We start from the raw sequence: 11292 nt of genomic DNA on the forward strand, positions 1-11292 counted from the left end.
GCTTCGCGGCGTTTAAGATGCGCGCGAAACCGCCTGGATTTATCGCTGCTTAGTGATCCTTCTTCCAGGCGTCGGAATTGACCCAGTAGTCGAGGTTCTTCTGCAGGCGGCCGTCGATAGTGACCTGGTTGAGGAACAGGTTCATCCAGATCAACAGGTCCGGCTCATCATAGCGGGTGGCGAAGGCAAGCGGCTCCTTCGACAGAAGGTCCGGCATGATGGTGAAGGTGCCGGCCGGATAGGCGGTCGACTGGCCCTTGACCGCCGAGACGTCGTTGACGCCGCAGTCGGCCTGGCCGTTGTTGACGGCGTCGAGCAGCAGCGGACCGCCACCCTTGTAGCTCTTGATGTCGGCATCGGGGAAGGCGTTCTTGGCTTCCTTCTCGCCGGTGGCGCCGAGCAGCACGGCGATCTTGGTGCCCTTGGCCTTGCAGTCCTCGGTGGTCTTGAACTTGCTGTCGGCCTTGGTGAAGACGGTGCTGCCCGTGTACATGTAGGGCGTGGTGAACGCGACCTTCATGCCGCGCGCCAGCGTCGGTGTCATGTCGGCGACCAGCAGGTCGGCCTTGCCCGACAGCAGCGCCGGGATCAAACCATCCCAGTCGAAGTCGAGGAAGGTGATTTTCACACCCATTTCCTTGGCCATCAGTTCGGCCAGTTCGACCGAACTGCCGGTGCGTTCGCCATTGGCGCCGACCAGCGAGAAGGGCGGTCCCTGGGTCTGCACGGCGACGCGCAATTCGCCGCGCTTGGTGATGTCGTCGAGCGTACCCGCACTGGCCGCAGCGGTGAGCCCGGCGAGCGCAAGCCCGGCGATGAAAAGTCTTCCGGCGATGAAAAGTCTGGCAATCTTCATTTCGGTATTCCTCCCTGTTGTCGTTAATGTCTGCCCGCGGTTCTCCTTGGGCTCCTTTTTGAGCGGCAGCGCCGTTGCCGGCGGCAGCCACCGTTCGAAAATCTTTCGCCTCAGTCCCGTGCCACCGTCTCGGAAACCGTGATGCCACGCCTGGCCAATTCATCGAAGAACCTGATGTCGGGCACATCCAGCAGCGGGTTCAAAAAGCCGGGTCTGGTGATCTCGCCCCTCGCCAGCATCTGCGCCACGATGCTGGCGGGATAGCCGACGCCGAGGCTCATGCCGAACAGGCCGGAAACGAGATCGCGTTCGATGATCAGGTCCGACGTCACCGTCTTGGCGCGGCCGCCTTCGAGGCCGGAAAAGACATTGCGCATCACGCAAAGATCCTTTTCGCCGGGGCCGTATTGCAATTGCGGGCCGAGCAGCCGGCCAAGGAATTCGCGCGGGCTGTTGGAGGTGCCGGGCACCTTGTCCTCAGAGAGGAAACCGAGTTCCTTCAACGGCGCCCAGAAGGCCGACCATCCCGGCCAGCGCAGTGTGTAGCGGCCGGAGCGGCGCAGCCCTTTTGCGGCGTCCAGCATCTCGACATAGTGGAGCGCGTCGCCATTGGGGAAGGCTTCGAGCCTGCCGAGACCGGCAACCTCGATTTCATGGATGAACGGATTGTCGTGCTGCTGGCCGGCAGGCACCGCGACACGGTTCCCGTCCTCAATCATCACGCTGTCGCGGTTCTGGCTGACCAGGACCATGTCGAAATTCCAGCTCACCTTGTAGCACAGCGGCTTGGCCATCGCCTGCGGCTCGGGGATGCCGCCGCAATAGGAATCGATCGAAGAAATCGAGTCGAACTGCCTGGCGGCGCGCGCGTAGAGCACGAGGTCGATGCCGGGGTCGAGCCCGCATTCGGTCATGATCGAGACACCGGCCTGTTCGGCGGCCGGCGCCAGGTCGGCGATCGACTTGGCGTAATTGGTGGTGACCAGCGGCGTGCGCGTGGCAATCGCGGCCTTTACCGCCTCGCGCATCAGCGGCTGCGGCAACAGGTCGATGACGGCGTCGACATCATCAAGCACAGTGGCCAGGGCCTGGCCGATCGCGCCCTCAGGCACCACGAAGCGCACGCGGGCAAGATCGGTCAGGCCGGCAAGCCGGGCAGGGCCGTCCGGCGCGGTGTCGACGCAGACAATTTCCTCGACGCCGTCGCTGGCGACGAGGTCGGCGATTGCCGCCCGGCCTTGCAGGCCGAGGCCGCCGAGAACCGCGATCTTCATGCCGGCTCCTTGCGGTCGTCCGACCAGCAGCCTTCCGGCAGGCTGACCCATTTGTTGCAGGACGCCATGACGACGAAGGTCTCGCTGCGCACCACTTCGCCCGGCTCGCCGGCGCCGGGGATCAGTTCGCTGGTGACGCGGTAGAGATCGGCGACGTCACCGGCCACCGTCACGTCGACGATGATGTCGAAGCGTCCGGTGACCACCGAGGCCGAATTGACGAAAGGCAGTTCGGCAATGCGCTGCGCCAGTTCGCGGGCCCGGCCGCGCCCTTGGGCATTGATGCCGACAATGGCGGAGATCAGCTCGGGGCGCTCGGTCAGGTTCAGCAGCCCGACGATCTTGAGTAGGTTGCGGTCGAGCAGGTTGCGCAGCCGCGAGCGCACCGTCGGCACCGAAATCGCCAATATCTCGGCGATCCGGTTGATGCCCGGCTGGGCGTCCTGCGACAGCTGTTTGACCAGCCGCCGATCGGTCAGATCGAGATGTTCCCGCAAAGTCCCCGTCTTTCACAAAAGGAAAAAAGTTTGGCGATTTTTTTGCCAATGTGCAAACAAGCTACGTCACGAACATTTGAAAAGCAAGGCAATGATTCAGCGCTGATGGGGATAGGTGCTCGCTGTCCGGCTCACGCCAGCGCTGTCGCGAGCAATTTTGCCTGCGGTGTCAACTCGTCGAAGCGGCGGGCGCAGAGGTTGAGCTGGCGCGTTGCCCAGTCATCGGTCAGCCGCAGTGTGCGTAGCGTCCGCGCCGAGCGGCGGGCGGCACTTTCCGGCACGATGGCGATGCCGGCACCTTGCGCGACCAGCCGGCAGACATTGTCGAGGCCGGGAACGTGGATGCGGATATGCAGATGGCCGCCAAGGCGGGCCGCCTGGCGGGCGATGTGCTCCTGCAGCGCATGGCCGGTGCTGAGGCCGACGAAAGATTCGCCGAGAAGCTCAGTGAGGTTGACGGTGCGGCCTTCAAGGCCGGGCCGGTTTCGCGCGGCGATCACCACCAGCCGGTCGATGAAGAACGGTTTCTGCTCGAGGTGCGCAAGGCCGGCCCAGGTGGCGGCGATGCCGAGATCGGCCGCACCACTGGCCACGGCTTGCGCGATCTCATGGCTGGGGCGCTCGTCGAGCTCGATGTCGATGCCGGGATGCGCGACAAGGAAGGCGGGCAGGATCTCGCGCAGCAACTCGGCTGTGGCGGCGGTGTTGGCCATCAGCCGGACGCGGGCGCGCAGGCCGGTGGCATAGGCGGCGAGGTCGCCGGTCATCGCTTCGATCTGGTTCTGCACCGCGCGCGCATGATGCAGCAGCGCCTGTCCGGCCGCCGTCGGCACCACCCCACGGCGCCGGCGCTCCAGCAGCGGCGCGCCGAGCCGCTCCTCCATGCCCTTGATGCGGGCGCTGGCCGACGCCAGGGCCAGTCCGGCAAGCTCGGCGCCATGGGTGATGCTGCCGCGTTCGGCCACCAGCAGGAACAGGCGGAGATCGACCAGATCGAAGCGCATTCTCTTGCTCCTGCGAATATTCAGCGCCGGGAAGGCGGTCGGCCAACCAGCCTTCGTCGTGGCCGAAGGCTGGCAGCGCAACTTCCACATTGTGATCGGCCAGGATTTTCGTCAAACAGTTTCGAAGGAGAATTGCGATGAACGAACGAACATCAGGCCGGCTCGGCATTCTTGAAAGCACGGCGATCGTGCTGGCCATTGCGGTGGCCGGCCTTGCCATGGCGCGAGCGGGATCAGGCCTGCGGGGATGCGCGGCGACGGTCGTATCCACCAGCCGCGATGCGGCGCCGGCAAAGGCCGCCAGCCCGGATGCCGACGCAACCGATATGCTGCTGCATGACTGATCCGGCCCTGAAGATACGATCATGCTGAGCGCCGGCATCCTCGCCTGGATCGGCGCCGTGTTCCTCGCCGCCGGCTTCGTCAAGGGCGTCGTCGGCATGGGCCTGCCGACCGTTGCGATGGGCCTGCTGGCGGTGACGATGCCGCCGGCGCAGGCGGCTGCCCTGCTCTTGATCCCGTCGCTGGTTACCAACCTCTGGCAATTGCTGACCGGCCCGTCCTTCGCCCGGCTGTGCAAGCGGCTGTGGACGATGATGGCCGGCGTGATGCTCGGCACCGTTGCCGGCGCCGGCCTGCTGACCGGCACGCATACGGGCGCGGCCTCAGTGGGGCTGGGCGCCGCACTGGTGCTTTATGCGATCCTCGGCCTCGCCAAAGCCGGCTTCACCACGCCGGCGCGCCGCGAAGCCTTGATGTCACCGCTGGTCGGGGTGGCGACCGGGCTGGTCACCGGCGCCACCGGCGTCTTCGTCATCCCGGCGGTGCCCTATCTGCAGTCGCTGCGGCTGGAGAAAGAAGACCTGATCCAGGCGCTCGGCCTGTCCTTCACCGTGTCGACGGCGGCGCTCGCCATCGGGTTGTTCAAGGCAGGCGCCCTGGCGTCGCCGAGTGCGCAACTGGTGGGGTCGGTCGCAGCCCTTGTGCCGGCGCTGGCCGGCATGTTCGCCGGCCAGGCGCTGCGCCAGAAGATGAGCGTCGAGACCTTCCGCAAAGTGTTCTTCGCGGGGTTGCTGGCGCTTGGGGTCTATCTCGTGGGGGAGTTGGTGTTCTAGGCGCCGGACTTCCCCAGAGCACTGGCAGGAAGTCGTCAGCCAATGCTTTCGCTGAGATCAGCGAGCGTGACCATGAGTGTCAACGGCTCGACCGGCGAGGGCTCGAACCCGATGGTGATGTAGAAAGCTCGGGCATCGTCGGAAATCGCATGCACCACTATGCCTTTGATGCCCAGTATTTCAGCAGCCTGGAGAATTCGTAGACCGGCATCCCTTACCAGCGCCCGACCGATGCCCCGACCGTGATAGGCTTGGTCTACGGCCAACCTGCCTAGCACTGCGACGGGGATCGGATCGGGCATGTTGCGCCGGAAACGGCTGGAAGCTTCGACCATTTTCACGGCGCCGCTGGCAACGGCATAGTAGCCAATCACACGGTTGCCTTTGCAAGTCACATAGGTCCGGGATGCACCGCCCGCTTGATTGGTGCGAGCACGTTTTTTCAACCAATCGTCGAGCGCTGTAATGCCCGACGAAAATTCCCCGAGTTCGTGATGATCCGCGAGTGGAACCGGGACCGACAGCGTCACGCAGCTTCCCACGGAGCCTTTGTCGTCATCGTGCGGCGCAATCGGTCGTTGGGCTGCGGCGGCGCGTCGAGGCGTGCCAGAAACGCAGCGTAGACATCCGGTTCGACGGTAAACACGAGACGGTTGAGCAACGCTTCCTCAGCGGCGCGTTGCGAGGCTTCAAGCATGAAGTCGGTGCGATTCTTACCGAGCAATTCGGCTGCGCGGTCGATCAGATTGCGAACTTCCGGCTTGACGCGGATGTTGAGCGGAACGCTCTTCGGCACCGGATGATGTGACGTTGGCATGGACGGCTCCTTCGTTGCGCATATCTAGCACAGCGTAACGACATTGTCATTACCCGCTTCGATGGAGCATGCGATCCGTAGTAGCCCTACCGCACGACCAGCACCGGGATCTCCGTGTAGGACAGCACTTCCGCCGTCTGGCTGCCGAGGAGCAGCTTGCCTAGTCCGCGGCGGCCGTGCGAAGCCATGACGATCAGGTCGCAGCCCAGGGCCTGCGACAGTTCCAGAATGGCTTCGGCGGGCCTTTTGTCCTCGACATGCACGACCTCCGCCGAGACGCCGGCGGCGTCGGCCGATGCCTTGCACTTGTCGAGAACTTCCTTGGCGTATTTGCGCGCTTCTTCCTGATAGGCGGCCAGTTCATCGCCGGCGGCGTAGCCGGCCATGGCGCCGCCCCAGGCGAAGATCGGGAATTGTTCGGAGACGGTGATGAAAGTAACAGAGGCGCCGAGGCCCTTGGCCAATGTCAGGCCGTGGGTAACGCCCTTGTCGGCCAGTTCCGATCCGTCCGTGGCGATGAGCAAATGTTTGTACATGATGACATGACCTGTTGCGCAAGGGCCGATGCCCTTGAGGTGGCGGGAGCCTTGTGGAGGGCTGGCCTTGATATAGTTGCGGCCTCGGGCCGATCACAGGGCCGGCCCCGCCGCGGATCAAGGCCAGGCGACCACGCAGTCTTGTACCAAGCGGATTCCCCTTTGCCGCATCGTCGCCTAAGGTGCCGGTGACATTGAAAGGCAGTCCATGAGCAACCCGTATCCGCAAATCCATCTGGTCCGGCATGGTGAAACGGCATGGAGCCTTTCGGGGCAGCATACCGGCCGCACCGACATGCCGTTGACCCCGGTTGGCGAGGCCGCCGCGCGGGGTCTCGCGGACAGGCTCGAGGGCCTGTCTTTTTCGGCCGTATGGTCGAGCCCGTCGCAGCGCGCCTACAACACCAGCGTACTGGCCGGCTTCGGCGCGCAGAGCGTCAAGAAGGACGATCTGCAGGAGTGGGACTATGGCGCCTATGAGGGGCTGACGACAAAACAGATCCTGGCCGAGCGCCGCGGCTGGAATGTGTTTCGCGATGGGTGTCCAAAGGGCGAGATGGCGGCCGATGTCGGCGCGCGGGCCGACAGGATTATCGCTGGGCTGCGCGAGGCCAATGCCAGCATATTGGTGTTTTCCAGCGCGCATTTTCTGCGCGTGCTGGCGGCGCGCTGGATCGGGCTGCCGCCGGAGGGCGGCGCGCTGCTCGTGCTCGATACGGCCAGCATCAGCGTGCTCGGCTACGAGCATGATTTGAGCGAGCCGGTCATCCGGAAATGGAACCAGAAATAGAGCAGCTTCGGCCAGCGGCGCCGCTTACGCCTATCTGTCGAATTTCCTGATCGCCTCAGCGGTTACCGGCGTGAAGAAATTCACCAGATTGCCGTCAGGGTCGCGAAACAGCAGCGAGCGGTTGCCCCAGGGCATGGTGGTCGGCTTCTGCACAGTGATATTCCTGAGGAGGTCCGAGAGCCTGGCGAATTCAGCATCGACGTCGCCGACGCGGAACTCGATGATGGCGGTGTGGTTGTCGGCGGGGCGGGCGATGTCGCCGCCGAACAGCATCAAGGTGCGCGTGCTGCCGATCGCCAGCGTGCAGGTCGGCGTCGCCAGTTCGGCGAAGTCTTCCGTGTACACCGTCACGGGCATGCCGGTGATCTCACCGTAGAAGTGAACGAGACGCTGGACGTCCGACGTGATGATGCGGACGGAGACGAAATTCATTGCATTGGCTCCCTGATCGTTGAAGCCGTGGCCGGCTCCCATCCGACCTATAGGCCAGGCCTGCTGACAGCTTTCCGTCAGGAAGGATCGCCGTGCGCCTGCACCAGCGGCACGCCCTGCTTACCCCCTCAGCAGCGCCAACTCTTCTGCTGTCAAATGCCGTGCCGTACCCTTGGCGAGGTCGCCGAGCGGCAGGCGGCCGATAGCGATGCGGATGAGGCGCAGGACCTCGACGCCATGCGCGGCGAGCAGGCGACGGATGTGGCGGTTACGGCCTTCGTCGAGCACGATCTCCAGCCAGGCGGTGCGGCCGCCGCTGCGCAAGAGTTCGATCGAGCTGGCGGTCAGGGTCTCGCCGTCGACGGTCACGCCCGCGCGTAACGTCTCCAGCATCGCCTCGTCCGGCACCGTGCCGATCTGCACGTGATAGGTCTTGGGCAGATGCGAGGCCGGGTCCATCAGCCGGTTGGCAAACCGGGTGTCGTTGGTCATCAGCAGCATGCCTTCGCTGGCTTTGTCGAGCCGGCCTACCGGCGAGACGAAGGGCAGATCGAGCCCTTCCAGGCAGGCATAGACGGTGTCGCGCTGCTGCGGGTCGTCGCGGGTGGTGACCAGCCCGCGCGGCTTGTTGAGCATGAGGTAGACCTTGCGCTCGGCAACCACCGGCCTGTCGTCGACGACGATGCGGTCGCGGTCGAGGTCGACGCGCAGCGCCGCATCGCGCACCACCTTGCCGCCGACGCGCACGCGGCCTTCGGCGATCAGCACCTCGGCCTGTGTGCGCGAGCACAGGCCGAGCTTCGACAGCGCCCGGTTGAGACTGACGCCGGGCGCCCCCTGCCTGCCGCTCTGCCGTGTCTGCCGTGGTGTCATGGTGCCGTCTGCGCTGGTGGAGCCGACAGATGCCACGGGCTGCAATGGCTTCGCAAGCGTGGTGCTGTCTTCCTATACAGGGCAAGGGGCAATGGCGGCATCCGTACCGCCTGGAACAGCGATATTGTCGCCGCCGCATCCGCTATAATCTGCACCCCATGAGTGAGTCCGCTGCGCCGATAACCAAGACCGTCGTCATCGGTGCCGTGCCGGCCAAGGTCTGGCGGATACTAACGACGCCAGAAATGATCCCGCAATGGATGTCCGACGAGGAGTTGACCGTCAGCCTGCAAGGGCAGGCCGGCGGCGCGATCGTCATGCGCGGACTGCTGCACGGAATACCGTTCGAAAACCACGGCACCATCCGCACTTTTGAGCCGGGAATGAGCTTCGCCTACAGCTATTGGAGCACGCTGTCGGCCTCGCGTCTGGCGGACGTGCCCGAAAATCACACCGTGGTCAGCTTCGACCTGGCGCCGGCGGATGGGGGAACACTGTTGACACTGACGCTCAGCGACTTCGCCGAACCGGCGATCCGTCCGCACGCCAATCTCTACTGGGGACCGACCTTGCAGATCCTGAAGGCGGTCTGCGAGCGCGCTTGAGAGCGGGCGGGAGTCATCGCAGCGGATAGGTCGTCCCGCCCTTACTCTTTGGGGTGTCGGGTGAGGGCCAGCGTGCGAATACGGTCGGCGACGGCGCTGTCGACCGGGTTGTAGACGGTCAGGCTCAAATCCGGCCGGCCGTCGACCGCGAAGCCCGAATATTCCAGTTCGATATCGCCAAGTTCCGGGTGCTTCAGGCGCTTTGTCCCGTCGCCATGGCTGAGCACGCCGTTTTCCCGCCACAGGGCGGCAAACTCGGGGCTGGCGCTGCAGAGTTCGTCGACGAGTTCACGCACCTCGGAGACAGCACCGGCGCGTGCCGCATCGGCCCGGAACGCGCCCACCACGAAACGGGCGAGGTTTTGCCAGTCGTGCTGCCTGGCGCGGATATGGGGACTGAGGAACATGAAGCGCAGAATGTTGCGCTCGCCCTCGGGCAGGGTGCTGTAGTCGGTCAGCACGACCCTCGCGGCACGGTTCCAGGCAACGACGTCCCAGGTGGCGGTCCTGACTATGGCGGGGCTGGCATCGAGCGTGTCGATGAGGCGCTGCAGCCGGGGGCTGACGCCTTCGACGCCCCTGTAGCGGACCTCGGGCGGGCGCCCCAGCCCGAGCATGAAAAGATGTTCGCGCTCCGCCTCGGTCAGCAGCAGCCCCTTGGCGATGCGGTTGAGGACATCGGCCGAGGGTGCGCCGCCGCGGCCCTGTTCCAGCCATGTGTACCAGGTCGGGCTGATGTTGGCGCGCTGTGCGACCTCTTCGCGGCGCAGCCCCGGCGTGCGTCTGCGTCCGGAAAACCCGAATGATGCGGGATCAAGCCGGGTGCGCCGGTCTTTGAGGAACGCTGCTAGTGAGCCGGAATTGGAAGGCATCCTGTTAGCCATTATACCACGATAAGATCACTACTTTAATAGAATAATAGACCGGCAATATTACGCAGGCAACTGTACAGGAGATTTTGCATGCGTATCTTTCTCACCGGCGCGACCGGTTTCATCGGTTCCGCGATCGTTCCCGAACTCATCAAGGCAGGCCATCAGGTGGTCGGCGTGACCCGCTCCGACGCCGGCGCCGAGGCGCTGGCCGCCGCCGGTGCTGAAGTGCATCGCGGAACGCTCGAGGAGCCCGAAGGGCTGTGCGATGGCGCGGCCAAGGCGGACGGCGTGATCCACACGGCATTCGACCACGATTTTTCGCGGTTTGCCGAGAATTGCGAAAAGGACAAACGCGTCATCGCCGCACTGGGCGCCGCGCTCGCCGGCTCCGACCGGCCGCTGGTGATCACCTCTGGCGTCGGCATGGGCAGCCCCGGGCATGGCCAGTTGGCGATCGAGGACGTCTTCAACGCCAGCCATCCCAATCCGCGCATCGCCTCGGAGCTGGCCGGCAATGCCTTGCTGGACGCCGGCATCAATGTGTCGGTGGTGCGGCTGCCGCAGGTCCACAATCCGGTCAAGCAAGGCCTTATCACGCCGCTCATCGAGATCGCGCGTGAAAGGGGCGTCTCGGCCTATGTCGGCGACGGCCGCAATCGCTACTCCGCGGGCCACCTCCTCGATGCGGCGCGGCTTTACCGGCTCGCCGTGGAAAAGCGGCAGCCGGGCGCGCGCTATCACGCGGTCGGCGAGGAAGGTGTCGAAGTGCGCGCTATCGCCGAGGCGCTCGGCCGGGGTTTGAAATTGCCGGTGGTTTCCATTGCGCCGGAAAAGGCGGCGGAGCATTTCGGCTGGATGGCGATGTTCGCGCCGATGGATCTGCCGGCCTCCAGCGCTCTGACCCAGGCACGGCTCGGCTGGCACCCCACCGGCCCGACGCTGATCGCCGATCTCGACGCCATGCGGTATTGATGCGCTTAGCAACGCTCGAGGTGAGCCGAAGTCTCTGACTTCGTCAGCCCCGTCGCGGAGACCCTGGGCCACGCCGCGACCTTTCGGGATTATGCTCCAGGGCTGACCGCGTAGCGCAGATGGACGAGCCCATGCGCCAGCGCCTCGCAGCTCTTCAGGGACAGCTGCGTCTTGCCCGCCAGGCCGCTCTCGCCGAACTCGACGAAACCCTGATTGGCGGCCCGTCCGTCGATCGCGGGTGCAACGAGAAGGCTCAATTCATCGACGAGCCCGGCGGCGAGGAAGGAACCGTTGATGCTGGCGCCGCCCTCGAGCAGCAGCCGGCTTATGCCGAGTTCGCGTCCGAGGACCTCAAGCATCGCGGCGAGATCGATATCGCCGGTTTCCGCGACGATATAGGACACGCCGTCGGCGGCAAGCTCTGCCAAATGGCTGTCGGCAACGTCGCGCCCAAGCAGCACCACGACATGGTCGCCACCGATGTCGGGTTTGGAAAAATGAAGCTTGCCCGAGGCATCGAGCGCCACGGCATAACCCGCACCTATTTGCGCGAAATGATAGGGCCGGTCGACCTTGCCGGCATTGGCCGGCGGATGCGCGCCGGCCTTGCTCATCTCGGCCATGGTGACGCGCCCGACGATCCAGG

At 64.8% G+C, this 11292-nt stretch carries 16 protein-coding genes; 5 read left to right on the forward strand and 11 right to left on the reverse strand.

All coding sequences use genetic code 11. From position 1 onward, the window contains the following. Window positions 1–49: 49 nt before the first annotated feature. The 4 genes from ENZ74_RS08880 to ENZ74_RS08895 all read right to left on the reverse strand — a co-directional run bounded on the left by ENZ74_RS08880 (window position 50) and on the right by ENZ74_RS08895 (window position 3631). A complete protein-coding gene (locus ENZ74_RS08880; protein ID WP_013530558.1) occupies window positions 50–856 on the reverse strand; it encodes an ABC transporter substrate-binding protein in 807 nt (268 codons plus the stop codon). A gap of 110 nt (window positions 857–966) precedes the next feature. Next, complete coding sequence (locus tag ENZ74_RS08885) at window positions 967–2130, reverse strand: saccharopine dehydrogenase family protein (RefSeq protein WP_063168654.1); 1164 nt, start codon at window positions 2128–2130, stop codon at window positions 967–969. Next, on the reverse strand, window positions 2127–2627 hold the full coding sequence (locus ENZ74_RS08890) for an Lrp/AsnC family transcriptional regulator (RefSeq protein ID WP_024501775.1): 501 nt from the start codon (window positions 2625–2627) through the stop codon (window positions 2127–2129). Before ENZ74_RS08890 ends, ENZ74_RS08885 begins: the two co-directional genes overlap by 4 nt. A gap of 131 nt (window positions 2628–2758) precedes the next feature. Then, the gene (locus tag ENZ74_RS08895; RefSeq protein ID WP_063170296.1) at window positions 2759–3631 is read right to left on the reverse strand and encodes a LysR substrate-binding domain-containing protein; all 873 of its coding nucleotides are present in this window, start codon (window positions 3629–3631) and stop codon (window positions 2759–2761) included. A gap of 137 nt (window positions 3632–3768) precedes the next feature. Between ENZ74_RS08895 and ENZ74_RS08900 the strand changes: the two genes are divergently transcribed. Continuing rightward, on the forward strand, window positions 3769–3975 hold the full coding sequence (locus ENZ74_RS08900) for a hypothetical protein (RefSeq protein ID WP_063168653.1): 207 nt from the start codon (window positions 3769–3771) through the stop codon (window positions 3973–3975). Between the two features lie 21 nt (window positions 3976–3996). Next, window positions 3997–4746 carry a sulfite exporter TauE/SafE family protein gene (locus tag ENZ74_RS08905; RefSeq protein ID WP_063168652.1) on the forward strand — a complete coding sequence of 250 codons (750 nt, stop codon included), beginning with the start codon at window positions 3997–3999 and terminating at the stop codon, window positions 4744–4746. 35 nt (window positions 4747–4781) lie between these two features. Here ENZ74_RS08905 and ENZ74_RS08910 read toward each other — a convergent pair whose 3' ends face one another. From ENZ74_RS08910 to ENZ74_RS08920, 3 genes are all read right to left on the reverse strand, one after another. After that, the gene (locus ENZ74_RS08910) at window positions 4782–5276 is read right to left on the reverse strand and encodes a GNAT family N-acetyltransferase (RefSeq protein WP_063168651.1); all 495 of its coding nucleotides are present in this window, start codon (window positions 5274–5276) and stop codon (window positions 4782–4784) included. Next, window positions 5273–5563 carry a DUF1778 domain-containing protein gene (locus ENZ74_RS08915; protein ID WP_013530564.1) on the reverse strand — a complete coding sequence of 97 codons (291 nt, stop codon included), beginning with the start codon at window positions 5561–5563 and terminating at the stop codon, window positions 5273–5275. The genes ENZ74_RS08910 and ENZ74_RS08915 overlap by 4 nt, the downstream gene beginning before the upstream one ends. 86 nt (window positions 5564–5649) lie before the next feature. Next, complete coding sequence (locus tag ENZ74_RS08920; RefSeq protein ID WP_027160859.1) at window positions 5650–6099, reverse strand: universal stress protein; 450 nt, start codon at window positions 6097–6099, stop codon at window positions 5650–5652. Between the two features lie 208 nt (window positions 6100–6307). Here ENZ74_RS08920 and ENZ74_RS08925 point away from each other — a divergent pair, with 208 nt between their 5' ends. Next, entirely contained in the window at window positions 6308–6889 is a 582-nt protein-coding gene (locus ENZ74_RS08925) for a histidine phosphatase family protein (protein WP_063168650.1), read from the forward strand. 30 nt (window positions 6890–6919) lie between these two features. Here the strand turns inward: ENZ74_RS08925 and ENZ74_RS08930 are convergent, their stop codons facing one another. Then, on the reverse strand, window positions 6920–7321 hold the full coding sequence (locus ENZ74_RS08930; RefSeq protein ID WP_013530567.1) for a VOC family protein: 402 nt from the start codon (window positions 7319–7321) through the stop codon (window positions 6920–6922). Window positions 7322–7441: 120 nt separating this feature from the next. Continuing rightward, the gene (locus ENZ74_RS08935; RefSeq protein ID WP_063170295.1) at window positions 7442–8194 is read right to left on the reverse strand and encodes a pseudouridine synthase; all 753 of its coding nucleotides are present in this window, start codon (window positions 8192–8194) and stop codon (window positions 7442–7444) included. 158 nt (window positions 8195–8352) lie between these two features. Between ENZ74_RS08935 and ENZ74_RS08940 the strand changes: the two genes are divergently transcribed. Further along, window positions 8353–8799, forward strand: a complete 447-nt coding sequence (locus tag ENZ74_RS08940) for an SRPBCC domain-containing protein (protein WP_063168649.1) — start codon at window positions 8353–8355, stop codon at window positions 8797–8799. Window positions 8800–8840: 41 nt separating this feature from the next. Here the strand turns inward: ENZ74_RS08940 and ENZ74_RS08945 are convergent, their stop codons facing one another. Then, on the reverse strand, window positions 8841–9683 hold the full coding sequence (locus tag ENZ74_RS08945; RefSeq protein WP_063168648.1) for a helix-turn-helix transcriptional regulator: 843 nt from the start codon (window positions 9681–9683) through the stop codon (window positions 8841–8843). 78 nt (window positions 9684–9761) lie between these two features. Between ENZ74_RS08945 and ENZ74_RS08950 the strand changes: the two genes are divergently transcribed. Continuing rightward, window positions 9762–10646: an SDR family oxidoreductase gene (locus tag ENZ74_RS08950; RefSeq protein WP_063168647.1), complete on the forward strand. Its 885-nt coding sequence runs from the start codon at window positions 9762–9764 to the stop codon at window positions 10644–10646. A gap of 89 nt (window positions 10647–10735) precedes the next feature. Here the strand turns inward: ENZ74_RS08950 and ENZ74_RS08955 are convergent. Beyond that, window positions 10736–11292, reverse strand: a 557-nt coding sequence (locus ENZ74_RS08955) for a RibD family protein (protein WP_206522269.1), incomplete at its 5' end; no start/stop codon positions are given.

The sequence above is a fragment of the Mesorhizobium sp. M7A.F.Ca.CA.002.15.2.1 genome (genome assembly GCF_003998715.1).
Lineage (GTDB): Bacteria > Pseudomonadota > Alphaproteobacteria > Rhizobiales > Rhizobiaceae > Mesorhizobium > Mesorhizobium ciceri.

What these genes read in the sequence shown, in the direction of transcription:
- ENZ74_RS08915 (WP_013530564.1), bottom strand. Translation starts at nt 5,563, where the DNA reads ATGCCAACGTCACATCATCCGGTGCCGAAGAGCGTTCCGCTCAACATC.
- ENZ74_RS08950 (WP_063168647.1), top strand. Translation starts at nt 9,762, where the DNA reads ATGCGTATCTTTCTCACCGGCGCGACCGGTTTCATCGGTTCCGCGATC.
- ENZ74_RS08880 (WP_013530558.1), bottom strand. Translation starts at nt 856, where the DNA reads ATGAAGATTGCCAGACTTTTCATCGCCGGAAGACTTTTCATCGCCGGG.
- ENZ74_RS08920 (WP_027160859.1), bottom strand. Translation starts at nt 6,099, where the DNA reads ATGTACAAACATTTGCTCATCGCCACGGACGGATCGGAACTGGCCGAC.
- ENZ74_RS08885 (WP_063168654.1), bottom strand. Translation starts at nt 2,130, where the DNA reads ATGAAGATCGCGGTTCTCGGCGGCCTCGGCCTGCAAGGCCGGGCGGCA.
- ENZ74_RS08895 (WP_063170296.1), bottom strand. Translation starts at nt 3,631, where the DNA reads ATGCGCTTCGATCTGGTCGATCTCCGCCTGTTCCTGCTGGTGGCCGAA.
- ENZ74_RS08900 (WP_063168653.1), top strand. Translation starts at nt 3,769, where the DNA reads ATGAACGAACGAACATCAGGCCGGCTCGGCATTCTTGAAAGCACGGCG.
- ENZ74_RS08930 (WP_013530567.1), bottom strand. Translation starts at nt 7,321, where the DNA reads ATGAATTTCGTCTCCGTCCGCATCATCACGTCGGACGTCCAGCGTCTC.
- ENZ74_RS08940 (WP_063168649.1), top strand. Translation starts at nt 8,353, where the DNA reads ATGAGTGAGTCCGCTGCGCCGATAACCAAGACCGTCGTCATCGGTGCC.
- ENZ74_RS08925 (WP_063168650.1), top strand. Translation starts at nt 6,308, where the DNA reads ATGAGCAACCCGTATCCGCAAATCCATCTGGTCCGGCATGGTGAAACG.
- ENZ74_RS08905 (WP_063168652.1), top strand. Translation starts at nt 3,997, where the DNA reads ATGCTGAGCGCCGGCATCCTCGCCTGGATCGGCGCCGTGTTCCTCGCC.
- ENZ74_RS08945 (WP_063168648.1), bottom strand. Translation starts at nt 9,683, where the DNA reads ATGGCTAACAGGATGCCTTCCAATTCCGGCTCACTAGCAGCGTTCCTC.
- ENZ74_RS08935 (WP_063170295.1), bottom strand. Translation starts at nt 8,194, where the DNA reads ATGACACCACGGCAGACACGGCAGAGCGGCAGGCAGGGGGCGCCCGGC.